Source organism: Microbacterium sp. (assembly GCF_031178445.1).
GTDB lineage: Bacteria > Actinomycetota > Actinomycetes > Actinomycetales > Microbacteriaceae > Microbacterium.
The window spans coordinates 446,812-471,902 of record NZ_JAPSIY010000001.1 but is presented as its reverse complement, the minus strand read 5'-3'; the positions used below and the strand labels follow the sequence as shown (position 1 = coordinate 471,902).

Annotated in this window: 21 protein-coding genes; 5 read left to right on the top strand and 16 right to left on the bottom strand. The window is 69.4% G+C overall.

Going from position 1 to position 25,091, the window contains the following annotated elements; all coding sequences use genetic code 11:
- Positions 1-91 precede the first annotated feature (91 nt).
- From RIN43_RS02250 to RIN43_RS02220, 7 genes are all read right to left on the bottom strand, one after another.
- A complete protein-coding gene (locus tag RIN43_RS02250) occupies positions 92-868 on the bottom strand; it encodes a DeoR/GlpR family DNA-binding transcription regulator (RefSeq protein ID WP_309127240.1) in 777 nt (258 codons plus the stop codon).
- A gap of 4 nt (positions 869-872) precedes the next feature.
- Positions 873-1,745, bottom strand: a complete 873-nt coding sequence (locus RIN43_RS02245) for a class II fructose-bisphosphate aldolase (RefSeq protein ID WP_309127239.1) — start codon at positions 1,743-1,745, stop codon at positions 873-875.
- Positions 1,742-2,803, bottom strand: coding sequence for a PfkB family carbohydrate kinase (locus RIN43_RS02240; RefSeq protein WP_309127238.1), 1,062 nt, complete (start codon positions 2,801-2,803; stop codon positions 1,742-1,744). The genes RIN43_RS02245 and RIN43_RS02240 overlap by 4 nt, the downstream gene beginning before the upstream one ends.
- A complete protein-coding gene (locus RIN43_RS02235; protein WP_309127237.1) occupies positions 2,800-3,807 on the bottom strand; it encodes an ROK family protein in 1,008 nt (335 codons plus the stop codon). The genes RIN43_RS02240 and RIN43_RS02235 overlap by 4 nt, the downstream gene beginning before the upstream one ends.
- Positions 3,808-3,811: 4 nt before the next feature.
- Positions 3,812-4,705: an SIS domain-containing protein gene (locus tag RIN43_RS02230; protein WP_309127236.1), complete on the bottom strand. Its 894-nt coding sequence runs from the start codon at positions 4,703-4,705 to the stop codon at positions 3,812-3,814.
- 236 nt (positions 4,706-4,941) lie between these two features.
- A complete protein-coding gene (locus RIN43_RS02225; protein WP_309127235.1) occupies positions 4,942-8,538 on the bottom strand; it encodes a family 20 glycosylhydrolase in 3,597 nt (1,198 codons plus the stop codon).
- Positions 8,539-8,841: 303 nt separating this feature from the next.
- A complete protein-coding gene (locus tag RIN43_RS02220) occupies positions 8,842-9,138 on the bottom strand; it encodes a chorismate mutase (RefSeq protein WP_309127234.1) in 297 nt (98 codons plus the stop codon).
- A gap of 61 nt (positions 9,139-9,199) precedes the next feature.
- On the opposite strand from RIN43_RS02220, the gene RIN43_RS02215 reads away from it, so the two are divergent.
- The gene (locus RIN43_RS02215; RefSeq protein ID WP_309127233.1) at positions 9,200-10,384 is read left to right on the top strand and encodes an AI-2E family transporter; all 1,185 of its coding nucleotides are present in this window, start codon (positions 9,200-9,202) and stop codon (positions 10,382-10,384) included.
- 24 nt (positions 10,385-10,408) lie between these two features.
- Here RIN43_RS02215 and RIN43_RS02210 read toward each other — a convergent pair whose 3' ends face one another.
- From RIN43_RS02210 to RIN43_RS02175, 8 genes are all read right to left on the bottom strand, one after another.
- Positions 10,409-11,338, bottom strand: a complete 930-nt coding sequence (locus RIN43_RS02210; protein WP_309127232.1) for an ABC transporter substrate-binding protein — start codon at positions 11,336-11,338, stop codon at positions 10,409-10,411.
- A 50-nt stretch (positions 11,339-11,388) separates the two neighbouring features.
- Positions 11,389-12,120, bottom strand: a complete 732-nt coding sequence (locus RIN43_RS02205; protein ID WP_309127231.1) for an ABC transporter permease subunit — start codon at positions 12,118-12,120, stop codon at positions 11,389-11,391.
- Entirely contained in the window at positions 12,117-12,818 is a 702-nt protein-coding gene (locus RIN43_RS02200; RefSeq protein ID WP_309127230.1) for an ABC transporter permease subunit, read from the bottom strand. The genes RIN43_RS02205 and RIN43_RS02200 overlap by 4 nt, the downstream gene beginning before the upstream one ends.
- Positions 12,815-13,654, bottom strand: a complete 840-nt coding sequence (locus RIN43_RS02195; RefSeq protein WP_309127229.1) for an ATP-binding cassette domain-containing protein — start codon at positions 13,652-13,654, stop codon at positions 12,815-12,817. Before RIN43_RS02195 ends, RIN43_RS02200 begins: the two co-directional genes overlap by 4 nt.
- 13 nt (positions 13,655-13,667) lie before the next feature.
- Entirely contained in the window at positions 13,668-13,970 is a 303-nt protein-coding gene (locus RIN43_RS02190) for a DUF427 domain-containing protein (protein ID WP_309127228.1), read from the bottom strand.
- A gap of 82 nt (positions 13,971-14,052) precedes the next feature.
- Positions 14,053-15,462 carry an NAD(P)/FAD-dependent oxidoreductase gene (locus tag RIN43_RS02185; protein ID WP_309127227.1) on the bottom strand — a complete coding sequence of 470 codons (1,410 nt, stop codon included), beginning with the start codon at positions 15,460-15,462 and terminating at the stop codon, positions 14,053-14,055.
- 69 nt (positions 15,463-15,531) lie between these two features.
- Positions 15,532-16,629 (bottom strand): beta-propeller fold lactonase family protein, encoded by a 1,098-nt coding sequence (locus RIN43_RS02180; protein ID WP_309127226.1) that lies wholly within the window; start codon positions 16,627-16,629, stop codon positions 15,532-15,534.
- A gap of 11 nt (positions 16,630-16,640) precedes the next feature.
- Positions 16,641-17,927 carry an adenylosuccinate synthase gene (locus RIN43_RS02175; protein WP_309127225.1) on the bottom strand — a complete coding sequence of 429 codons (1,287 nt, stop codon included), beginning with the start codon at positions 17,925-17,927 and terminating at the stop codon, positions 16,641-16,643.
- 273 nt (positions 17,928-18,200) lie between these two features.
- On the opposite strand from RIN43_RS02175, the gene RIN43_RS02170 reads away from it, so the two are divergent.
- On the top strand, positions 18,201-19,157 hold the full coding sequence (locus RIN43_RS02170; protein WP_309127224.1) for a helix-turn-helix domain-containing protein: 957 nt from the start codon (positions 18,201-18,203) through the stop codon (positions 19,155-19,157).
- A gap of 77 nt (positions 19,158-19,234) precedes the next feature.
- On the opposite strand, the gene RIN43_RS02165 is transcribed toward RIN43_RS02170, so the two are convergent.
- Positions 19,235-21,919: a M4 family metallopeptidase gene (locus RIN43_RS02165; RefSeq protein ID WP_309127223.1), complete on the bottom strand. Its 2,685-nt coding sequence runs from the start codon at positions 21,917-21,919 to the stop codon at positions 19,235-19,237.
- A 211-nt stretch (positions 21,920-22,130) separates the two neighbouring features.
- Between RIN43_RS02165 and RIN43_RS02160 the strand changes: the two genes are divergently transcribed.
- The 3 genes from RIN43_RS02160 to RIN43_RS02150 all read left to right on the top strand — a co-directional run bounded on the left by RIN43_RS02160 (position 22,131) and on the right by RIN43_RS02150 (position 25,080).
- Positions 22,131-22,853, top strand: coding sequence for a Pr6Pr family membrane protein (locus tag RIN43_RS02160; RefSeq protein WP_309127222.1), 723 nt, complete (start codon positions 22,131-22,133; stop codon positions 22,851-22,853).
- A gap of 99 nt (positions 22,854-22,952) precedes the next feature.
- On the top strand, positions 22,953-23,843 hold the full coding sequence (locus tag RIN43_RS02155) for a hypothetical protein (RefSeq protein ID WP_309127221.1): 891 nt from the start codon (positions 22,953-22,955) through the stop codon (positions 23,841-23,843).
- Positions 23,844-23,949: 106 nt separating this feature from the next.
- Entirely contained in the window at positions 23,950-25,080 is a 1,131-nt protein-coding gene (locus tag RIN43_RS02150; RefSeq protein ID WP_309127220.1) for a MoxR family ATPase, read from the top strand.
- Positions 25,081-25,091 lie beyond the last annotated feature (11 nt).

Sequence of the window (25,091 nt, the reverse complement as noted above, 5' to 3'; positions counted from 1 at the left end):
CCGAGGCATTCCCAGGCGCGCCCCGGCAGTCGGCGCGCCTTCAGGTCGCGTCTCATCCCGGAATCGCGACCGGAAGAGGAAGCCAGATGGCTCAGCCCGCGACGCGTACCTCGTAGCCGGCGTCGACGAGTGCGGCGCGCGCAGCATCCGGAGCTCCGGCATCCGTGAGCACGACGGGGAAGAGCTGCGGACCTCCCACGTGCGCGAACGCCGCGCGACCGAGTTTGGATGCGTCGGCCACCACGACGGCGCGCTCAGCGCGCTCGGCCATCATGCGGTTCACCGCGGCCTCGGCTTCGTCGTGGGTGCTCGCGCCGGATGCGGCATCCAGCCCGTTCACGCCGATGAAGGCGATGTCGAGCCGCACGCCCCCGAGCAGCTGATCGACGAACGGCCCCACCAGCTCGAAGCTGCGCGGATGGATGACCCCGCCGGTGACGACGACCTTGAACTCGGGACGCATGGCCAGCTGGGCGGCGATGTTCACCGCGTTCGTGACGACGGTCAGTCCGAGTCCTGTCAGATCGTCGCGGGCGGCGAGCGCGGTCGCGATGGCGTTCGTGGTCGTACCGCCCGAGAGGCCGACGACCTGTCCCGGCGAGACGAGCGCCGATGCCGCGGCGGCGATGCGCTCCTTCGCGCCGGTCGCGTGGTGGCTCTTGTAGCGGATGGGCAGCTCGTACGCCACGGACTGCGCGACGGCGCCGCCGTGCGTGCGCGTCAGCAGGCGCCGCTCGGCGAGGCTGTCGAGGTCGCGGCGGGTCGTCGCGGCGGATGCTCCGAAGCGCTCGACGAGCTGCTCGACGCTGACCTCGCCCTGCTCTGCGAGGAGATCGAGGATGGCGGTGAGGCGGGCGGCGCGGTTCACGGCATCAATTCTGGCCTGCGTCGAGCGCGAACAGGCGCAGCATCCTGGCCGCCTCTTCCGCCACCGCCTCGCGCGCCGGCCTGATGTACTTGCGCGAGTCGACGAGCCTCTCATCCGCGGCGAGGGTCTCGCGGATCGCGCGGGTGAAGAAGCCGTTCAGGTGGGTGGAGACGTTGATCTTCGTCATGCCCGCGCGCACCGCCTGCGCGATCACCTCATCGGACACGCCGGACGAGCCGTGCAGCACGAGCGGCACGTCGCCGCCGTTGCGCCCGGTGCCCCGCAGCGCATCACGCAGGCGACCGATCAGCTCGATGTCGAGGGATGCCGAGCGGTCGAGCATCGCGTGCGATGACCCCACCGCGACGGCCAGCGAGTCCACGCCGGTCGCCTCGACGAAGGCGCGCGCCTCGTCTGGGTCGGTGCGCACGCCAGGCGCATGGGCGCCGTCCTTGCCGCCGACCTCGCCGAGCTCGGCCTCGATGTACACGCCGGCAGCACGCGCACGGCGTGCCACGTCGGCCGTGGTCTCGACGTTCTCGTCGTAGTCGAGCCTGCCGCCGTCGAACATGACGGAGCCGAACCCGAGCTCGATGGCCTCGTCGACCAGTTCGGGCCGCTCGGCGTGGTCAAGATGCACTGCGACGGGAGTGGCGGCGCGGCGGGCGACGGCGAGCGTGGCCCAGCCGATGGGCTCGAGGCCGCCGTGGTAGTCCGCGCAGTTCTGCGAGATCTGCAGGATCACCGGCAGCTGCGCGCGCTCGGACGCGGCGACCAGGGCTTCGGCCGTCTCGAGGTGGATCACGTTGAACGCGCCGATTCCGGTGCCGGCGGCGGCGGCGCTGCGCATCAGGTCGCGAGCGGAGGCGAGGGTCATCGGGGGTCCTCTTTCTGAACGGTGACGGAGTCTTCCAGCTCCGTCCACGAAGGATGGATGTCGCCGGCCAGCGGCATGAGCACCGCCGCCGCCGACCATGCGGTGGCGCGACGCAGCATGGTCTCCGGATCCCGGACACCGGCTTCGAGCAGCACCGCACACGCGGCGACGGCCGCATCGCCCGCGCCCGTCGGGTTGCCTGCGAGGGGAGCGGGCAGGCGGGCGGAGAGAACCTGCAGGGCGGGTTCCACCTCGCCGGCCGACGTGGCATGGCCGTCGGCCGACGTGACAGCCAGCATCCCGTCCGCGCCGCGCGAGAGCAGCACGAGCTCGGTGCCGCGACGCAGCAGTTCACGCGCGCCGGCCAGGGGGTCGTCGAGGCCGGTCGCTTCGGCCAGTTCGGCGGCGTTGGGCTTGAGCACGGATGCTCCGGCATCCGCCGCCTGAAGGAGCGAGGGCCCCGATGTGTCGACGATCACCGTCGCACCGGCCGAGCGGCCCAGCGCGATGAGGGAGGGCAGCACGTCCTCTGGCGTCCCGGGCGGGAGGCTGCCTGAGACGACGAGCACGCTCGGGCGACGGTCACCCCGCCCGCCCGCACCCGCATCCGCATCCATGGCGCCGGCCGACACGCCACTCGTCGGACCGTTTCCGGCGTTCCGTCCGGCGGAGGCGGCGAGCGCGGCGCGCACCGCATCCCGCAGGGCGTCCCACTCCTTCGGCGACGGAGCGATGCCCCGCTCGTTCACGATGGTGGTGTCGCCGAGGCTCTCGTCGACGAGCGCGATGCTGCGGCGTGTGGCTGCAGCGACCGGCACCAGGGTGTGCGGCATCCCCGACTCGCGCAGCTCGGCGGCGAACTCGTCGCCGGTGGCGCCGCCAACCGTTGCGACGGCGACGGTCTGCGCGCCCTCGGCGTGCGCGACACGGGCGACGTTCAGGCCCTTGCCTCCGGCGCGGGCGCGGCCGGAGTCAGCGCGATGCACACCGCCCGGCACGATCCTCTCGACGTGCCACGTGAGATCGAGCGCGGGGTTGGGGGTGACGGTGACGATCATGCGCCCGCTCCGGATGCGGCGGCGCCAACCGACTCTCGCGCGTGCAGGGCTGATCCCAGGATGCCGGCGTTGCCGGACAGCTCGGCCGGCACCAGCGCAGGGATGCGGTGGAAGCTCAGCCGCGCGGTGAGTCGTTCGCGCAGTTCGCCGAAGAGCGCACCACCTGCACGCGACAGCCCTCCGCCGATGACGACGGCCTCCGGCGCGATCACCGCGGTGAGCTGTGCGATCGAGAGGGTGAGCGCCTCGAGGGCGTCCTCCCAGATGCCGGCCGCCGTCGTATCGCCCGCTGCGGCGCGGGCGATCACCTCGCGGGCGCCGTCGATCGGCTCTCCCGTCGCCTCCGTATACCTGCGGGCGATGGCCCCGGCGGAGGCGATCGCCTCGAGGCAGCCGCGCGCACCGCACGGGCAGGGCCACTCGCCGATCGGAGAATGGCCGATCTCGCCGGCATAGCCGCCCGCGGTGTACGGCCGGCCGTCGACGAGCAGCGCGCCGGCGATGCCGGTTCCGATGATCAGCACGACCGCGTTCTCGTAGGAGCGTGCCCCGCCCAGCACGTGTTCGGCCCAGCTCGCCGAGCGCACGTCATGATCGAATCCGACCGGCAGACCGAATCGTTCGGCGGCCAGGTCGCGCAGCGGAGCATCCCGCCAGCCCAGATTGCTGCTGAACACGCCCAGGCCGTTCTCGGCGTCGACGATGCCGGGCACGACGAGACCCACGGCCTCCGGCACGACATCGGGATGCTGCGCTCGCAGCTCTCCCGCGAGCTCCTGCAGGCGATCGATCAGCCGTGTCGGGCTGTCGGCGCCGCCGGGAGGCGTGGGTGTGCGGCGAAGGCCGCGCGCGTTGCCATCGGCGTCGAACAGCGCCGATTTGATGTCGGTGCCTCCCACGTCGAAGGCGAGCACCGGCACGCCGGCGCCGATCGTGGCAGCATGAACGAGCCGTTCGCCGGATGCGTCGGTGACGACGTCGGGGATCCCGCGGTGCTCGGCCATGGCGTCAGGCGTCGAGGATGACCGAGCGGGTCAGGTTGCGCGGCTGGTCGGGGTCGAGACCCTTGCCCACGGCACGGTCGAGGGCGACGCGGTGCAGACGCACCAGGTCGGCCAGCGGATCGATGTCGTGCTGCACGAACCGCGCGCCGGTGGCCTCCACCTGCGAACGGAGACCCTCGGGGGCGGCGCCGAACTGCCAGGTGATGCGACCGGGAGCGGCGATCGCGATCGGGCCGTGACGGTACTCCATCGAGCTGTACGACTCGGTCCACGACTGCGACGACTCGCGCATCTTGAGCGCCGCCTCGTGGGCGAGGCCGAAGGTCCAGCCCATGCCGAGGAAGCTGTACTGCTCGGCATCCTGAAGCTCAGCGTCGTCGGTGCCGTCGAGCACCGCCTGCGCGTCGGTGATCGCGCCGGTCAGGTCCTCGCCGAGCGAGGCGCGGAACAGTGCGAGCGCCGTGGTGGCGAAGCGGGTCTGCACGACCGACTTCTCGTCGGCGAAGGGCATAGCGATGACCGTGTCGGCCAGGTCGACCAGGGGCGACGTGTCATCGCCGAGGACTGCGACGACGGGCGTGCGCCCCTTGATCCGCTCGGTCAGCTCGAGCACCTCGGTGGTGGTGCCCGAGCGCGTGAGCGCGACGATGGCGTCGTACTCACGGCCGAGCGGGAACTCGGATGCGGTGAAGGCGTCGGTCTCGCCGTGGCCGGCGGCCTCGCGGAGGCTCGCGTAGGACTGAGCCATGAACCAGGACGTGCCGCAGCCCACGACGGCGATACGCGCACCGGAGACCGGAAGCAGCGCCTGCTCCGCCCGCATGTCAGCCGCCCTGGCCCAGGTCTGCGGCTGGGAGTTCAGCTCTTCGCGCATGTGCGCGCCGGCGGCTTCGGTCATCTCAGGCTCCTTGAATGCTTTGTTTTGAGCGTTCTTGTCGAGAACACTCAAAGTATTGCATCATCCGTGCGGTTCTGTCGACCGGCCTCCGACCAGGATGCCGGAGATCGCACGGTTTACCGGATCGGATGCCGTGAAGCATCCGGCAGACCGTGCGATCTCCGGCGGATCGTGCGTGCGTGTGACGAGCATCGGCGCGGGCCGCCCCGTCAGGAGCGACCCGCGCCGGTCGATGCTCAGGTGCAGGGCACCCAACCCGGCGGAGGCGTGGCCGGTCCTCTGCCTCGCTCGAGGCCCTGGGGAACGCCGTCACCCCAGCCGTGCGCCTTGCCAGGAGGACGCCAGCAGTCGGCCGGAGGCTCCTCTGCGGCCAGAATCGTCACCGGCACAGTCAGCGTCGAGCCGTCCGCACGGGTCAGCACGACCTGGTGATCGCCCGGCCGGGTGGTCGCCGGCACCGCCCACGTGAGGGTCGCCGCGCCCGACGCGTCGGCATCGGCACTTCCGATGTGCACGTCACCCGGCTGCAGCGAGACGGTGACCGACTCCGATGCCCGGAGGCCCGTCGCGGTGATGGTCAGATCGTCCCCGACTGTCACCGAGGCGGCTGAGAGCACGAGCGACGGCGGCGGTCCGACCTCTGCGATGAACGGCACCATCAGCTGGCTACTGCCGACCTTCGCGGTGATGGAACCCCGGTACACACCCGCGGCGGAGTAGGTGTGCTGACCGCTGACCGAGGTCAGCTCGGCCGCCTTCTGCTTCACGGCATCCGTTCCCCGCAGCGTCGCCGTGCTCTGTGTGCCGTCACCCCACTCGATCTGAGCGGTCACGTTCGCGACCCCCGAACCCGCGTGCGAGAGTAGTCCGATCACGTCGTCGATGACGAGGTCATCCGACACGACCTTCTTACCCGCACCGGCCGGAGCCCAGCTGACGGCGGGATCGGCGTAGAAGTTGACCCCCTGCACCGCCCACCGAGACCCCATCGTTCCGAGGGTCGAGCGGAAGGTCTCCCAGTCATCGTTCTCCTTGGGCGTCCAGCCCTTCTCGCTCAAGGCCGTCTCGCGCACCCAGACCTGGTAGTCGATCGCCGGCAGTCCGGCGGCGGCCCGCTCGCCCCAGTACGCTCCCTCCACGGCTGTGATCTGCGACTCCTTCAGGCCGAGCAGGCTGTTCTGGTTCTCGCGGGTGGTCTCGTCGACGATCGAAGACGGATCCCAGCTGTACGCGTTCTGCGTGGTCCAGCGCGTGCCTTTCCAGCTCCACGAGTTCGACTCGAATCCATAGTCCAGGTACGCGTGATTGGTCGGCGACACGACCACCTCCGTGTCGCGCGAGTACCAGCGCTTGCCCGTGTCCTGCGCCGGCGTCGGGATCTCGTTCTTCCGGTCCGCCCAGTACTGATGCACCGAGGAGTCGAGCTGCGCATACGCGGGCACCGGCGTCCAGCCGATCATCCTCTTGCCGCGCTCGGCCAGCATGGCCTCCATCTTCTGGATGAACGCCCCGAAGTCCGCCTTGCTGATGTACTTCGTGTCGACCTCGTCGGCACCGATGTGCACGTAGTCACTCGTCGACACCTCATCGAGGGTGTCGAAGACCGTGCCGAGGAACTCGATCACCTCGGGCTTGGTGGTGTACAGCGGGATGAACGTCGCGTTCCGACGGTGGTCGCGGATCGGGATGCCGTTCTGCTTCTGCTGCCACTCATCGACCAACTCGTCGCAGACGAACTCCGGGTACGACGCGGTGGCGGCATCGCTGTGGCCGGGGATGTCGATCTCGGGGATGACCTCGATGAAGCGATCGTTGGCGTACCTGACGATCTCGCGGAAGTCGTCCAGCGAGTAGTAGCGCGGTCTGCCATCGGAGTACGGGCCGGCCCACGACGACGTCGCGCCGTACTCCGTGAGCCGCGGATAGCCGGGGATCTCGAGGCGCCATCCTTCGTCATCCGTGAGGTGCAGGTGCAGGCGGTTGCCCTTGATCTGCGCGAGACGGTCGATGATGCTCTTCATCTCGTCCACCGTCACGAAGGAGCGTGCCGGATCGATCATCAGACCGCGCTGCGCGATGCGCGGGAAGTCCTCGACCTCTGTCGCCGGAATGATCCAGTCCTGGATCACAGGCTCGGCGGAGAACACGAACGGCGGCAGCAGCTGCAGCAGCGAACGACTTCCGTTGAACGCGCCACGGGGAGTCGATGCGGTCAGGGTGACTCCGCCGGCGTCCGCCCGGAGCCGGTACGCCTGCCCCTTCTGGAAGCCGGCTGCCGCGGTCGTCGCCGGGTCTCCGAGCACCAGGGCGATGTCGCCTGCGCGTGCCGAGCCCGTCACGATCGGCAGCTGGAATCCCGTCGAGCGCCGAAGCTGCGCCGCCAGGATGTCGGCCACTGTCGAGAGGGCGGCATCCGAGACCGCGATGCGTGCGTCAGCGCCGAGGGCGTACGGCTCGGCCTCGACATCGATCTGCGTGACGGGGGTCGGAACGATCGCGGAGGCGTCCACGGGCACGATCGGCGCAGGTCCGTTCCAGACCTCGAAGCTGAAGATGGAGAGGCCCCACTTGCTGGCATTGCCGTTGGTGAGCACGCGCACGTAGGAGTACGCCGCGGTGTCGGTGATCATGACCTCGTCGGTGCGCGCCCCTGTTCCCTTGGGGTTGGCGAGCGTCTTCCAGGTGCTTCCGTCGCTGCTGCCCTGGATGAAGTAGTCGGTGGATGCGGCGCCCTCCCACACGACTACGACGTGGTGGAGGACTGTCGGCTCGGCGAGCTGCACCTGCAGCCAGTCGCTCGTGGCGTCATAACTGTCGGTGGGGTTCGTGCGGGTGTACCGCGAACCCCACCGAGTCAGGGAGTCGCCGTCGATCGCGTTGGACGCCGAGTAGCCGGCCGGGTCGCCCGTGAAGAGGTACGTCGACTTGGCTGTCGCGATGCCGTCGCTGGCGACATCACGACCCGGATCCGGGTAGGTCACCTCGGGATCCGTGGGGTCGGGCTCGTTGACGACCGAGACGAGCTGCTCGAAGGTCGCGATGGCGGAGTCGAGGTCGGAGACGATGGCGTCCGCGTCGGCCTGTGTCACGGCGGACTCCCGGGCCGCCTCTGCGGCGTTCAGCGCGTTCTGCAGATCGGTGTGCGCTGATTGCGGCGCTGAGCCGATCTCCGTGCCGACGGGCGTGGTGGCGAGCAGCGCGCGTGCATCGGCGATCCTCGAGTCCGCCTCGGTCAGGTCGGCGGGCTGATCGGCGTCGACAGCGTTGCCCCAGATCTGGAAGGTGAAGACCGACAGCCCCCATCTGGTCGCGTTGTCGTTGCTCAGGATGCGCACGGCGTCGACCGGACCATCGGGCTGCACCGCGACATCGTCGGTGCGTGCGCCGCTGCCCTTCGGGTTGGCGACCGTGACCCATTCGCCCCCGTCAGTGCTGACCTGCACGAAGTAGTCGACGGATGCAGCCGCCTCCCACTTGACGACCACGCGCTCAATCGTCGCGGATGTCGGCAAGTCGACCTGGAGCCAGTCATTCCTCGGGTCATAGGTGTCGGCAGGGTTGGTACGGGTGTAGCGCGAACCCCAGCGGGTGGTGTCGTCGCCGTCGATCGCGTTGGCGGGCGCGTAACCCGCCGGATCACCGGTGTGAAGATACGTCGACTTCGCCGTCGCCGTGCCGGTGCGCGCGAGATCGATGCTCTCCGCAGCCTCGGACGACTGGGCTTGGGATGCGATGAACGTCACAGCGAGCACCGCCGACACGGCGGCAGCAATCGCTGCACGCGTTCTCGATCGGGCGGGCGGCGCGATGCCGGTTCGGGCAGGAAAGGACATCGGGTTCTCCGTTTCACACAACGTCGTGCTTTCGGGCCGGCACGTCGAATCGACGTCGATGCGAACGGGTGGCCCTCGGGTGACACCTAATTTGTTAGGAATCCGTCCATATGTTGCCTGTGAATCTAGCCGACCGGCCGCTTCAGGCACAAGAGATTTCAGCCACGGTCCGCGAACCATTCGCTGTCGGCCGTCCGCGCACGGAATGCCGGAGATGGCACGGATTACCGGAGTCTGATGCCGTGACGCATCCGGTAGACCGTGCGATCTCCGCCGAATCATGCGGCGAGACGCGCTTAACCGTCAGCGCCCCCCGGCGGCCTCGGTGTGATGGCGGATCACTTCGGCGACGACGAAGTTGAACCACTTCTCGGCGAACTCCGGATCGAGATGCGCCTCCTCGGCGAGCGCGCGCAGGCGAGCGACCTGCTGCTCCTCACGACCGGGATCGGACGCCGGCATGCTGTGCTCCGCCTTCAGACGGCCGACCTGCTGGGTGGCACGGAAGCGCTCGGCCAGCATGTAGATGAGCGCGGCGTCGATGTTGTCGATGCTGGCCCGCAGGCGCAGCAGCTCGGAACGGGCGGCGTCGTCGGACATGCTCCTCCTCGATTCGGGACAGTTCGACGATAGCCGTCGCCCGGCCCATAGAGTGTTGCGCATGAGCACTGACCAGTCCGAGACGTCCGAAACGCTGGAGGATCTGAGGACGGATTCCGGCGCGCGCCACCTGGATGCCGACCGCGAGTCCTCGGCGATCGCGTCGATCGCCGAGCCGCCCACGCCGAGCAGGTCGTTCTGGACGCGTATCGACAAGCCCTTCGTGTTCGGGTTCCTGGTGACGATCGGCGGGCTCACTGCGTTCCTGCTCGCCATCACGCTGTCGAGCCTGTCGACCGTGCTCATCTACATCGCGTTCGCACTGTTCGCCGCGCTGGGACTCGACCCGGCCGTGCGTTTCCTGGAGCGGCGCGGCCTCTCCCGCGGCGTCAGCGTGCTGTCGGTGATCCTCGGACTCGTCGTGGCCCTCGCCCTCGTGCTGCTGATGATCGTGCCGGTCGTGGTCGAGCAGATCACCTCGTTCGTGAAGTCGGTGCCAGGACTCATCACCGACTTCATGGGCAGTGATGTGTACGCGTTCCTCGAAGGGCAGTTCGGCAGCCAGTTCGAGCAGCTGGTCGCCGACGCGCAGGACTTCCTCACCGACGGGAAGACCTGGCAGGCCATCGGCGGAGGTGCGCTGCAGGTCGGCTCGTCCATCGCAGCCGGCATCTCCGGCTTCATCGTCGTGCTGGTGCTCACGCTCTACTTCGTGGCCGGGCTGCCGACCATCAAGACCGCCCTGCTGCGGTTCGCCCCCGCGCGCGACCGCGGCCGGGCACGCGAGATCACCGACCAGATCACCGACTCGGTCGGCGGATACGTGCAGGGAATGGTGATCCTGGCGTTCGCGAACGCCATCGTCACGCTCGTGCTGTACCTGGCGCTGCAGCTGCCGTTCCCGCCGCTGATGGCCACGGTCGCGTTCCTCATCACGCTGATCCCACTGGTCGGATCAGTGCTGTTCTGGGCGATCGGCTCGCTGATCGCCCTGTTCGCCGACCCGATGCACGCGCTGCTGTTCGCGGTGATCTACCTGGTCTACATGCAGGTCGAGGCGTACTTCCTCACCCCGCGGGTGATGAACAAGGCGGTCTCGGTGCCGGGCCCTCTGGTCGTGATCGGCGCACTGGCTGGCGGCACGCTGCTCGGCCTGCTCGGCGCACTGGTCGCCGTGCCGGTGACGGCGTCGATCCTCATCATCATCAACCGGCTGTGGCTGCCCCGCCAGGACGCCCGGGTCTGAGCGCCCCGGCGGGCTGCGACCGCATCAGAGCAGGTCGTTGTCCTTCAGCCACTGCGTGGCGATGTCGTCCGCCGACTTCTGGTCGACCGTGCTCTGCACGTTCATGGCGACCAGGTCGTCGGCGCCCAGTGCCGCGCTGACCGCGTTGATCACGTCGGCGATGTCTTCGGCGACGTCGCTCGAGGCGATCGGCACCACGTTCGAGGCGAGGATCATGTTCTTCGGGTCCTCGAGCGCGACGATGTCCTCGGTCTGGAACGCCGGGTCGGCCGTGTAGATGTCGGCGACCTGGATCTCGCCGGCGAGGAGCGACTCGAGAGTGCTCTGAGCCGTCGCCGAGAAGCCGAGGTCGACGCCGTAGATGTCCTTGGCGCCACCCGGTCCGTACGGGCGCTGCTCGAGCTCGGGTGCACCTCCGAGGGTCGCGGGCTCGTCGAGCTTCGCCAGGTCGGCAATCGAGGTGAGGCCGTTCTCCTCCGCGAACGACTTCAGCACCGTGTACGTGTCCTGATCGCTCGCCTCGGCGTAGTCGAGCGCGGTGAGACCCTCAGGCAGCGCCTCCTGCAACGCGGTGTACACATCCTCGGGGCTGGTGGCGGTGGCGTCCTTGTCGAGGTACTCCAGCAGGTTGCCGGTGTACTCGGGGAACAGATCGATCGCGCCCGACTCGACTTCGGGCATGTATGCGTCACGCTGGCCGACGTTGAACTGCTTCTCGACCGTGAACCCGGCGTTCTCGAGTGCCTGCGCGTAGATCTCGGCGATGATCTCGTTGGAGTAGTACGCCTGCGAGCCGACGACGATCGTGTCGCCGCCGCCCTGCTCGCCGCCTTCGCCGCCCTGGCCGCCGGGCTCGTCGAGCGGGTTCGAGCTGCCGCAGCCGGCGAGCGCCAGCGTCGCTGTGAGGACGAACCCTGCGGTGAGGGCGATCCGGTTCTTCCGTGCTGTGATCATGAGGGGCCTCTCTTTGGGTTTCGGGTCTCGTAGTTCAGGTCGCGTGTCCGTCAGGCGGAGGCGGATGCCGCACGCCGGACGGCGCGCGCTCCCTCGCGGACGGATGGATGCTGCTGCACGCGCACGCCCGACTGCACAGCAGCTCGTTGGGCGAGTGCGAGAAGCAGATCGACGATCAGGGCGAGCAGAGCGACGAGGATCGCACCACCGAGCACCTGGTCGAAGCGGCGCAGCGGGATGCCCTGGATGATGGGCCATCCCAGACCACCGAGATTCACGTATGCGCCGATCGTGACGGTGGCGATCACCTGCAGCAGTGCGGAGCGGATGCCGCCGATGAGCAGAGGCAGCCCGAGCGGAAGCTCGACCTTGAGGAAGATCTGCCACTCGGTCATGCCCATCGCCCTCGCCGCGTCGATGACGCGGCGGTCGATGGCCTCGAGGCCCGTGTACGCGCCGGCGAGCAGCGACGGAATGGCCAGGAGCACGAAGGTGATGACGGCGGCAAGCGGGGTGCGCACCACACCGAGCACGAGCACCAGCAGCACGAGCAGACCGAAGGAGGGCACCGCCCGCGCCGCGCCCGAGATCGCGACCGCGACCTCGCGCCCCTTGCCGGTGTGGCCGATGAGCCAGCCGGCGGGCAGGGCGATCGCCGCGGCGACCGCCACTGAGATCAGCGTGTAGAGCAGATGCTGGCCGAGCAGGGTCTGCAGCGCGTACGGTCCGTGCAGCCGCTCGGGAGAGAACAGCCAGGCGAGTGCTTCGGCGAAGAGATTCATGCGGCCGCTCTCAGGACCGGTGCGGTCTGCTCGGTCGCGCCCTGTGATCGACCGTTCAGGCCTGCACGCGCCCTCGTCCACGGCATCAGCATCCGGCCCGCCAGCACCAGGAGCGCATCGACGATCAGCGCCATGACGACCACGGCGACGACGCCGGCGAGTACCTCGGGAACGATACGGCGCTGCAGCCCGTTCGTGAACAGGTAACCGAGGTTCTCCACGCCGATGAGGATGCCGACCGTGGCGAGCGAGATGGTGCTCACGGCGGCGACTCGGAGTCCGGCGAGGATCACAGGACCGGCCAAGGGCAGCTCGACGGTGAAGAACCGTCGAGGGGCGGCGTATCCCATGGCCGTCGCCGCCTGCCTCACGCCGGAGTCGACCGAATCGAGTCCGTCGGCCACCGCGCGCACCAGGATGGCCACGGCGTAGATGGTCAGCGCGATCACCAGGTTGGGCTCGCTGATCGCCGAGTACCCCAGCGCCGCCGGCAGCAGGATCAGCAGGGCGAGGGAGGGGATCGTGTAGAGCAGTCCGGTGAGCACGATGACCGGACCGCGCACAAGTCTGTAACGCCAGGCGACCCAGCCCAGTGGAATGGACAGCACGAGCCCGAGCAGGATCGGCACGGCGCTCTGCCGCAGGTGCACGAGCGTCAGCCGGAAGATGAGGTCGAGGTTCTCGACGACCCAGGTCACGTCAGCTCCTCGACCTCGGCATCCGCACCGGAGAGCACGCCCTGCGTGCGCCCCTCGGAGTCGACCACGACCGTGCCTCGCGGCGTGCGCTTCAGGCTGAGCGCGCGTCTCCCTCGCTCGGCGCCGATGAACGCCGAGACGAAGTCGTCTGCCGGGTTCTCGATGATCTCGCTCGGGGTGCCGACCTGCACCATCCGTGCGCTCCGGTCGAGGATGACCACCTGGTCGCCGAGCAGGAAGGCCTCGTCGATGTCGTGCGTGACGAAGACCACGGTCTTGCCGAGCTCGGACTGCAGGCGGATGAGCTCCTGCTGCAGATCGGCCCGCACGATCGGATCGACGGCGCCGAACGGCTCGTCCATGAGCAGGATGTTCGGGTCGGCCGCGAGGCCGCGGGCCACGCCGACGCGTTGCTGCTGGCCTCCCGAGAGCTGGCTGGGATAGCGGTCGGCGAGCGATTGGTCGAGCCCGACCGTGTCGAGGAGCTCGCGGGCGCGGCCGTGCGCCTTGCGGCGGCCCACGCCGGCGAGCCGCAGCACGGTCGACACGTTGTCGATCACGGTGAAGTGCGGCATCAGGCCGGAGTTCTGCATGACGTAGCCGATGCTGCGTCGCAGGGCCACGGGGTCGCGGCCGCGCACGCTCTCGCCGTCGATCGTCACGTCGCCCGTGGTCGGCTCGACCATCCGGTTGATCATGCGCAGCAGCGTGGTCTTGCCGGACCCCGACGAGCCGACGAGCACCGTCGTCTTGTGCGAAGGAAGCACCAGGCTGAAGTCCTCGACGGCGACGGTGCCGTCGGGGAAGCGCTTGGATACGGAGGAGAACTCGATCATCGCGCGGCGCGGATCACGCACCCACCCGCACGCGCGGGTCGAATGCCACATAGCCCGAGAAGTCGCGGCCGACCCGGTCGATCGCGGACGGCTTGGGGTCGGGGTACGCCCACGCGTAGTCGGCGTGCGACGCACCGTCGAGCACGACCGAGTAGTACTGGCACACGCCCTTCCACGGGCAGGTGTACGGCGTGGGACTGTCGACCAGCACGCCTTCCCGCACCGCGGAGGGCGGGAAGTAGTGGTTGCCTTCGATCATGATCGTCTCGGCGTCGTCGGCCTCGGCGATCACGGTTCCTGCGAGTACAGCTCTCATGCACGTACCTCCTGGCGTCTCTACGAGCGTAAGGGAACCATCCGACATGGCGAACGGTTCGACAGGGGTTCGGCGCCGATGCTCAAGCGGATTGGCGACCGTAGGCCTCGAGCAGCCGCAGCCAGACTTCGCTCATGGTGGGATACGACGGCACCGCGTGCCACAGCCGGCTGATGGGCACCTCGCCGGTCACCGCGATCGTGGCGGCGTGCAGCAGCTCGGCGACGTCCGGCCCGACGAACGTCGCGCCGAGCAGCACCTCGCGCTCGGTGTCGACGATCATGCGGGCCTGACCCCGATAGTCGTCACGGTGCAGCCCCGAGCCGGCCACGGCCCCGAGGTCGTAGTCGACGACCTCGATCGCACGGCCGTCGGCGCGGGCCGCATCCGCGGTGTATCCCACCGACACGACCTCGGGCTCGGAGAACACGACCTGCGGAACCGCGGCGTGATCCGCAGTCGCGACGTGCCGGCCCCACGGCTGGTCCGCGATCACCTCGCCCCGCGACCGCGCGGCGATCACGTCTCCGGCGGCGCGCGCCTGGTATTTGCCCTGATGTGTGAGCAGCACACGGCCGTTGACGTCGCCCACCGCGTACAGCCAGTCGGTGCCGGGCACGCGGAGCGTGTCGTCGACGGCGATCGGCCTGCCCGGCTCGAGGCCGGCGACCTCGACGCCGATATCGCCGCTGCGCGGGCGGCGTCCCGTCGCGACGAGCACCTCGGCAGCGGTGATGCGTTCGCCGTCGTCCGTCGTCACATGCACTCCGGCGTCGTCACGCTGCACTGACCGGGTGCCGGTGTTCAGCTGCACGTCGACGCCGAGCTCGCGCAGACCGTCGACCACACGCTCGCCCGCGAAGGGCTCCATGCCGCCGAGCAGGCCGCTGCGCGCGATCACGGTGACCTTCGAGCCCAGGCCGGCGTACGCGGTGGCCATCTCGACCGCGACGACGCCTCCGCCGATGATCGCCAGTGACTGTGGCACTTCCTGCGCTGACGTGGCCTCGCGGCTCGTCCACGGCGCGGCGTCGGCCAGGCCGGGGATGGGGGGCATCGCCGCATCCGACCCGGTGCTGATCGCGACCGCGTGGCGAGCGCGCAGCACTCGCACGTCTCCGCCGGTCGCGACGGTGACCTCGCGCTCGGCGGTGAGCCGCCCGTGCCCGCGCACCAGGTCGATCCCTGCGCTGCGCAGCCAGTCGACCTGACCGGCATCCGACCAGTCGGCGGCGAAGGAGTCGCGGCGCGAGAGCACCGCCGCGGCATCCAGCGCGCCGCCGGTGACGCCCTTCACGGCGCGTGCGGCGCGAAGCGCCTGCGGCGAGCGCAGCAGCGCCTTCGACGGCATGCACGCCCAGTAGGTGCATTCGCCGCCGACGAGCTCGCTCTCCACGATCACGGCAGTCAGCCCGCCCTGCACGGCCCTGTCGGCCACGTTCTCGCCCACAGGTCCGCCGCCCAGCACGATGAGGTCGTATTCGTCGGTCATGCCGCCGAGCCTACGCCGGGCGTGCGACGGGGAGTCGTGTCCCCCGGCGCGGCCTGCGAGCGGGGCGGCTCAGCGCGCAGGAATGATGACGGTGGGGCTCGGCACGGAGGCGCGGTGCCGGATGCCGCGCGGCGCACCCGTCCGTTCGTCGAGGTCGATGGCGGAGATCGTGCTCGACTTCTGCCCTGCGACCAGCAGCACCCCCTCATGCACGAGGTGATGACGCGGCCAGTCCACGCCGGAATCGGCCAGCGCCAGCGGCTCGACGACATCGCCGGCACCGCGCACCCGCAGGGCCGCGATCGTGTTGCTGCCGCGCAGCGCCGTGTACAGCGTCTGCCCGTCACGGGAGACCGCCAGCTCGGCGGCGGCATCCGCATCCGTCATCGCCCCGACCCCGGTCCCGGCGACGAGACCCCAGTGCCCGTCCGGCCCGGCTGCGAGGGTGAACACCTCGCAGGAGTACTCGGTCACGACATGCAGATGACCGCTGGGATGCAGCACCATGTGCCGGGGTCCCGTGCCGCGGGGCAGCACCACCTCGTGGTCGAGGGTCGCATCGCGGCGCCAGATGCGCACCAGATCGAACCCCAGATCCGTCGTCGCGATGCGCCCGTCGGGGAGGAAGACGGCCGAGTGCGCATGCGAGGCTCTGGCCTCCTCTCCCGCGGGCGTCGGGTACGGGTCGGATGCTGTCCGCCTGTCGGCCGAAGCAGGTTCCCGAGCCGCGTCGCCGGCGTCGCCGAACAGCGCAGCGCGCAGGGCGGCGGCCTTGTCGGCGGCGGGCTCCATGAGGCGTCCTGCACCGTCGAGGCCGAAGCGCAGCACCTTCCCATCGCCGTAGCAGCTGGCGATCAGCATCCGGCCGTCGGCCGAGACCGCCACGTGACACACCGACTCCCCGGCGGCGACCGGCGGTGCGAGGGGGCGCAGCGTCTCCTCACCCGAGCGCGCGAAAGCCTGCACGACGCCCTCGCCCTCCAGTGCTGCGTAGACGACGTCGAGGGTCGGGTGGTTCACCAGCCATGACGGCGACGCCGCCCGGACGGCGAGGCCGCGGTGCGCCAGGCTCGACGGTCCCCGCCCGGCGTCGGCCGAGAGGAAGCCGATGCCGTCGGCGTGCCCCTCCATGTCGGCGCCGTAGCCGCCGACCCAGAACCGCGTCACGACCGCCCCGGTCAGTCCAGCAGGCCGTGCCGGACGATGACCTCGTCGCGCTCGGGACCGACGCCGACCACCGAGATGCGCGTGTTGCTCATCCCCTCCAGCGCCAGCACGTAGTCCTGCGCGTTCTGCGGGAGGTCCTCGAAGGTGCGGGCGGTGGAGATGTCATCCGACCACCCGGGGAAGTACTCGTAGATCGGCTTGGCGTGATGGAACTCGGTCTGGTTCACCGGCACCTCGTCGAAGCGCTTCCCGTCGACGTCGTACGCCACGCACACCGGGATCTGCTCGAGGCCGGTCAGGATGTCGAGCTTGGTGAGCACCAGGTCGGTGATGCCGTTCACACGCGTCGCGTAGCGGGTGATCGGCGCGTCGTACCAGCCCGTGCGGCGCACGCGCCCGGTCGTGGTGCCGTATTCGAAGCCGGTCTTGCGCAGCCACTCTCCCTGCTCGTCGAGCAGCTCGGTGGGGAAGGGCCCAGAGCCGACTCGGGTGGTGTACGCCTTCACGATGCCGACGATGCGGTCGAGGCGGCCGGGGCCGACTCCCGAACCGGTGGATGCTCCGCCGGCGGTCGCCGACGACGAGGTCACGAACGGGTAGGTGCCGTGGTCGACGTCGAGCATCGTGGCCTGGCCGCCTTCGAAGACGACGACCTCGCCGCGCTGCAGCGCCTCGTCGAGAAGGTGGCCGGTGTCCGCCACCATCGGGCGCAGCCGCTCGGCGTACGACAGCAGCTCCTCCACGATCTCGTCACAGGTGATGGAGCGGCGGTTGAACACCTTCACCAGCAGATGGTTCTTCTGGTCGAGCGCGCCCTCGACCTTCTGGCGCAGGATGTTCTCGTCGAACAGATCCTGCACCCGGATGCCGACGCGGTTGATCTTGTCGGCGTACGCCGGGCCGATGCCACGGCCGGTCGTGCCGATGTTGCGTTTGCCCAGGAAGCGCTCCGTGACCTTGTCGAGCGTGCGGTGGTACTGGGTGATGATGTGCGCGTTCGCGCTGACCTTGAGCTTGGAGACGTCGACGCCGCGGGCGGAGAGGGCTTCGAGCTCGTCGAAGAGCACCTCGAGATCGATGACGACGCCGTTGCCGATGACAGGCGTGACGCCCGGTGTCAGGATGCCGGAGGGGAGCAGGTGCAGCGCGTACTTCTCGTCGCCGACGACGACGGTGTGTCCGGCGTTGTTGCCGCCGTTGAACTTGACGACCCAGTCGGTGCGGTCGCCGAGCAGGTCTGTCGCCTTGCCCTTGCCCTCATCGCCCCACTGGACGCCGACGATCACGATTCCTGGCATGGGTGAACCCCCTGGTACTGCCGCTGTTCGCCGGGTTTGCACCGGCCGATGAGCTGGCCCGATCGGGCGAGACCATCCTATCGGAGGGCCCTTCCGGACCCCTCGAGCCGGGCGCCGCCCGCCGCGGGCAGGCGATTGCACGGCCCGTCCGTAGATGAGTAGCGTTGGTGCCACCGGGCAGGCCGCTCGCAGCGGATGACAGCGGAGAACCCCATCGATGCCATCCCGCGCCCGCGTACGCCCGGTGCCGAGAACGCCCGCGGAAGGATCCAGATGCTCGAGGACGTCGGTCTCGATGACCCTCATGTGAGCATCTACCGGATGCTGCTCACGATGCCTTCGGCCGATGCCGCCGAGCTCGCGAGGATGTCGGGATTGCCGGGCGCGCACGTGGAGCGCATCCTCGACGGCCTCGAGAGCAGCGGATTCGCCGCCCGAAGCGTGTCCGACCAGGCCCGCCTCGTCGCATCGCCGCCGGCGCTGGTGCTGCGCCCTCGCCTGGCGGAGCAGGAGCGCCGCCTCTCGCTCGCACACGACGCGCTCGACCAGCTCAGCGCCCTGTATCGCGAGGGAGCGACGTCACGCCACGCCCCCGACGTGCTCGACATGGTGCTCGGCGGGGATGCGGTGCGCCAACGCATCGGACAGCTGCAGGATGCCGCGGACGAGAGCGTCGAGGTGTTCGTGCTCACCGAGCCGATCCTGATGGCGTCGCCGCACAACATCCACGAGGAGCGGGCACTCGCCCGCGGCGTGCGCTACCGCACGATCGTGGAGACAGGCGTGATGGAGCGCCCGGGCTTCTTCGACACCGCACGGCTGGCACACGAGCAGGGCGAGGAAGTGCGCGTCCTGCCGAGCCTGCCGACCCGCCTCATCATGGTCGACCGCGAGCTGGCACTGCTTCCTCTGCGGTCCAACGGCGAGCGCAGCGTGTCCGGGGCTCTGCTCGTGCATCCGAGTGGCCTGCTGGACCTGGTGATCTCTGCGTTCGAGCAGAGTTGGCGAGCGGCGACATCCCTGCTCGATGCGTCGACCGACGAAGACGACGCCGCCGACAACGATCTGCTCCGGCTGCTGCTGCTCGGGATGACGGATGGTGCGGTGTCCAACCAGTTGGGCGTCTCGGTACGCACGGTGCAGCGGCGGGTCGCGGAGCTCATGGAGCGGGCCGGCGTCTCGACCCGGATCCAGCTCGGCGCCGCCGCGGTGCGACTCGGCTGGGTCTGACGGACCGGTGGCTACACGGCGGAACGCGGGATGCCCCCGCCGCCATACGGCGACGGGGGCATCCTGTCGAAGAACGATCAGCAGGTGCCGACCGGCTCCTCGCGGGTCACCAGGTCGGTGCGGGCCTGTGAGGTGCTCAGGTACACGAGCCGCTCTCCCTCGCCGAACGACGGCGAGATCTGCGATCCGGCACTGCACGACACCCGCTCGAAGACGCCCGTACCGGCGAGCACGTCGGCGATCGGCGCGATCTTCAGCTTGTGCGCGTCCGCCTCGCCCTGCGGGCGGGACAGGCTCGCCCACGCCGTGGTCGAGTTGAAGACCAGGTAGTCGTCGTTCACGTCGTACTGCGCCCCATAGATCGAACCGAGCGGCAGCTTGCGCGGCTTCTCCATCTCGTGCGACGTGTAGAACACCGAATCGCCGAACAGGCCGGCGGAACGCCAGAACAGGCCGTCATTCGTCAGTTCGAGGGCGTTCACGGAGGCGAAGATGTTCGCCTGGGCGCGGGTCGCGGTGCGCTCGTTCGTCGCCAGATCGACACGCACGATGTCGGAACCGCTGATCCAGGCGACGATGTCGCCGTCGATCTCCACCTGCGACGCATCGGTACCTTCCTCGGGAGTCAGGTTGACGGGCTCTGCGCCGTCGCGACTGACCCACACGTCCGTCTCGCCGTCGAGCTTCGACAGCCAGGCAGCGGATGCGCCGTCGACGGACGGCTGGAAGCTCTCGCCGGGGTTGGTGGACACCACGCGCGTCTTGCCGACTCCGTTGCCGACCTGCTCGACGACCTGCATCGACTCGCCGTCGACTCGCGTCCAGAGCAGGCGGTCTCCCGAGAGCGCCGGCTGGATGTCCCAGGCCCCCTCCGTGTGAATGGTGCGGGGCTTTCCGGGCCCGTAGCCGCCGACGATCAGCGAGTACGCCGGTGCGCCGGCGAAGAAGCCCTCGAGGTCGAGCTCCGACGTCGCCCAGCGGTCACCGCTGGTCACGGCCGCGATGTCATCGTGCGCGGCATAGCCCTCGTACGCCGAGATCGATCCCTGCAGCAGCAGGTCGGCGTCCTCCGGGTGCGCCGTGGCCTCCCAGTCGGCGAAGATGCCGTGCTCGTCGAAGGCCGCGGCGATCGCCTCGCGGTCGGCGTCCGACAGCTTCGCCCGCTTGGCGGCCAGCTCGACGGCGACACGCATGTCGGTGAAGTCCGACAGCGGTGTCAGGTACTCGGTGAGCGCCGTGTACATCAGCCGGTCGGCGACAGCGGGGTCGAGGTGCTCGCGGATGTTCCACAACGCGCCCCCGACGATGGTGGAGTTGTAGTGCACCCCGCCGTTGTCGTAGTCGACCGACAGCAGCTCGTAGTCCTCGCCGGCCACGCGACCGTCGTTCATGTCGCGGATCGCGCACTCCTCGGGTGCCGTTCCCGCAGCGCAGAGGTTCTCGCCGATCAGCCCCGCGCGCGGATCGTCCATCGAGATGCCGGCGGCGTCGACCTCCATGGCGTTGCCGAAGTAGTCCGAGATCGCCTCGTTGAGGGCACCGCTCTGGTTGATGTACAGCAGGTTGGCGCTGTGCTCGGTGATCGCGTGGCTCATCTCGTGACCGACCACATCGAGCGCCTTCGCGAACGGCACGCCCTTGTTCGAGCCGTACACCATCTTGGTGCCGTCCCAGAAGGCGTTGGGGTACTCCCTGCCGTTCATCGTGACGTTCACGACCGACAGCATGGTGCCGCCCTTGCCGTCGACGCCGTCGCGGTCGAACTGCTCGAGGAAGTACTCGTAGACGACGCCCGCGTTCAGGTGCGCGTCGACCGCTCCGAGGCTCGTCGCCGTGCCCTCGAAGCGCTCGGTGTCGGAGCTGAACAGCACGGTCCCCTCGGGCATGGCTCCGGAGTAGTCGCGGTAGTCGCCTCCGAGTGCGTCGAGCGTGTGGATCTCACCGCCCGTCTCGGCGTACATCGACCGGCTGCGGTCGCGCAGCTCGAAGCGGCCGTCGTCCGTCGCGCTGATCGCCAGAGGTACCTCGTCGCCGTCGAACGTCACGCCCGTGCCCTCCACGCCCTCGGCCGTGTGCAGCTGGTTGAACGAGAGCAGCACGGCGCCCACGGAGGCATCCATCATCACGGTCTGGCGCACGGGGTTGCCCGCGTCGTCGACGCCGGTCACCTCGAAGTGCCATGCCAGCGCGCCCTTCCCCATGGGCAGGATGGTCAGGCCGTGCTCGGTGATCGTGGGCTCGGCGATGCGGGCGACCGTCTTGTCGGTCCACAGGCGGTTGCGAGCATCGGCCTCGCTGACAGCCGGCTCGGTCTCGAGCGAGAGCTCGGAGAAGACGCGACCCGTGACGCTCTCGACCGTGCGCGCCGACGCGTCGCCCTCGGTGTGCGCCACGTACTGTGCCCCGTACACCGGCACGCCCTTGTGCACCTGCTGGAATCTGACCGCCTGTCCCCTGCCATCCGCCGACGCGGTCGTGTCGAGCTCCTTCAGCTCGGCGCCGTCGATGTTGTAGACGGAGGCGTTCGCCGACATGTGGGCTCTGACGACGTCGGCCGGCTTGCCCTTGCGTTGTGTGTTCTCGAGATCCCGCGTCATCGCGGGGGCCTTCGAGCCCTTGGCGGCGAGCACCTTCTCGGCGATGGGGCTGGGTTGTGCGTTGCTGCTCTGAACGGCCATCGCGGCAGGCGCGACCAGCAGACAGCTGGCCAGCACCATACTCGCGGTTGCGCCCAGAGCCACGCGCAGGCGTGAATAGGTCACGAATTCCTCCTGGGGATGAGGGCCCGCCCTCGTCGGCGAGCCGCTTCGCATATGTCACCAGTCGCGTGCTCGAAGCGACAAGGATTCGGAGCGGCGGGTGAACGGCATTGTCGGAAACCCGCCACGGTGGCCGACGGGATGCTGCCGGCGACCGGACAGACCACTCCCCACGATCGGCACCCGCTCCGTTATTGTGACCACCGGAGGCAGCATGAACATCTGGTGGCCCTACGCCCGGCTCGCGGCATCCGTGCTCGGATTCGCCGCGCTCATTGCCCAGCTCGCTCGCACGTTCGAGGTCGCGCTCCACGCGACGACCCCGTGGGGTGCGCATCTGCCGACGGTGGGTGTGAACTTCTTCAGCTTCTTCACCGTCCTTTCGAACCTGGGGGCGGCCGTCGCGCTCGCCATCGGCGCGATCTGGGCGTGGACGAAGGGAAAGGATGCGGCTCGCGAGCCTCGCTGGCTCGCCGTCACGCTCACCTGCGTCGCGACGTACATGATCGTCACCGGCATCGTCTACAACGTGCTGCTGCGCGGCATCGAGCTGCCGCAGGGTTCGACCGTGGGATGGTCGAACGAGGTGCTGCACGTCGTGATCCCGCTGTTCCTGCTCGCGGACGTGCTGCTCGCGCCGAAGCGGCGGATGCTGACCTGGAGCACTGTGCTCGTCGTCGCGGCGTTCCCGATCGCCTGGGCGGTGTACACCCTCGTCCGTGCGAACCTGATCATCTCCCCTGCCCTCGGCACTCCGTACTGGTATCCGTATCCGTTCCTCAACCCGCACACCACGCCGGGCGGCTACCTCGGCGTGACCGGGTACGTCATCGGCATCGCCGCCGTCATCCTCGTCGTCGGAGCCGCCGTCGTGTGGGTCGCGCGCAAGCGCGCGGCATCCGTCGACTCCGTGCAGCCGGCGGTCGTGACGGCCTGACGCACGCGAGCATCCGCGCGCTCCCGCGATTCGGGTGCACGGTTCATACTGGATAGAGGCCTCGCCGCCCGGTGAGCTGCCGACCGGGGGTGAGCCGAAGTGACGCACGAGCCGCTCAAGGTGCCCTCGAGCCTGTGGGATGCGCCTCCTCCCGCGCTGCGCAGGCATCCACAGCCGAGCGGGGGCCTGCCCGCCGCGGCGCCCGTCGCCCATGCGGCGAGCGCCCCGCCCGTGCACCGCGGCCGGCTGATCGCCGGGTTCACCACAGTGGCCGTGATCGGCGTGGTGTCGGTGACCGCTGGGCTACTGGCCGGCACATCCGCAGATCACCGGTCTCCGAGCGCGGCCGGCACCTCCGAGCCGGCATCGAGCGGTCCGGTGTCCGCTGCGTCCCTGACGGGGGAAGCGGGCAGCCGAGCCGAGGGACTTCGCGTGCCCGAGCGGCGCGTGGATGCCGACGAGGCGCCGATCATCGACGATGGGGAGGGCCTCGCTCCCCCGCGCCAGGAGCGTTCGGATGAGACATCCGACGCGGTGCCGCCGCTGAGGCAGGACCCGGGCGGGTCTGTGCCGGTCACGAATGGGGCAGCGCCCCCGCGCGGCTCTGCTGTTCCCGGCCCATCCAGCCCCTCGTCGCCTGACACCCCCGCTCCCTCCCCCTCCGCGCCCGCACCCGCGCCGGCGCCTCCGCCGCCTACGGCGACTCCGGCCCCGCTCCGCTTCACCGGCCTCACCGCGAACTACGCACTCAGCCTGCTCGGCGTGAGACTGCTCTCGAGCTACACGCTCTCCCTGTCAGGCGAGCCCGGCGCCACGGCATCCGTCACCTACGGCGGCCGCTCCGCGGGCTCGGTGACGTTCGGCGGTGACGGGCACGCGTCGCTCAACATCGGCGGTGACCTCCTCGACCTGTCCGACCCGATGGTCCGCGCGACATACTCCGACGGCACGAACGGCGCCGCGATCGAGGCACCCCGCGACTCGATCTGAATCGTGCGACGGCGTCCAGCACCCTCGGCTGCACCAGCACTGCGCCCGTTACCCTGTAGCGGGGGGATCTGCGGACGGCGTCGATCCCCCGACGAAGAGGAGAGCGATGTCCGATTTCCCGGTTCCCGGTTCCGCACCCTCGGCGCCGCCTCCGCCGCCCGCACCAGGACTGCAGGCGCCTGCGGCACCCGCTCCGACGGTTGCCGCATCCGCTCCAGCGCACCCGGCCGCACTCTCCGGCGACACGAAGGACCCGCTCACCCGCGACGATCTCGCCCAGGCGCAGCGCATCCTCAAGATCATCTCCGACTCCTACTCGACCAAGATGGTCGGCCAGGAGCGGCTGCGCACCAGTCTGCTCGTCGCGCTGATCGCCGGCGGCCACATCCTGCTCGAGTCCGTGCCGGGCCTGGCGAAAACGACCGCGGCCTCCACCCTCGCCGACACGGTCAAGGCGAGCTTCAAACGCATCCAGTGCACCCCCGATCTACTGCCCAGCGACATCACCGGCAACCAGATCTACGACGCCGCGTCGGGTACGTTCCGCACCGTGCTCGGCCCCGTGCACGCCAACTTCGTGCTGCTCGACGAGATCAACCGCTCCAGCGCCAAGACCCAGTCGGCCATGCTCGAGGCGATGCAGGAGCGTCAGACGACCATCGGCGGCGAGGTGCACCACCTGCCGAAGCCCTTCCTCGTCATCGCCACGCAGAACCCGATCGAGCAGGAGGGCACCTACGAACTGCCCGAGGCGCAGATGGACCGCTTCCTGCTCAAGGAGATCGTGGAGTACCCGAGCCCCGCCGAGGAGTTCGAGATCCTGAACCGCATCGACTCCGGCGTGCTCAATCCCGACCGCCACGTGCCGGGCGCCATCAGCCTCGAAGACGTGCAGCACCTGCAGGACATCGCCTCGCGGGTGTACGTCGACCCGGCGATCCGCAACTACATCGTGCAGCTCGCCTATGTCACCCGCAACCCCGCACCGTACATCGGCGAAGAGCGCGCCCGCTTCATCAAATACGGGGCCAGCCCTCGGGCGAGCATCGCCTTCCTGCAGGCGTCGCGGGCACTCGCCCTGTTGAACGGGCGCACCCATGTGCTGCCCGAGGACGTCCGCTCGCTGCGCCACCTGGTGCTGCGCCACCGCGTGCTGCTCACCTTCGAGGCAGATGCCGAGGGGATCCGAAGCGAGGAGATCATCGACCAGATCTTCGCCTCGGTGCCCACCCCATAACCCCCGCGAAC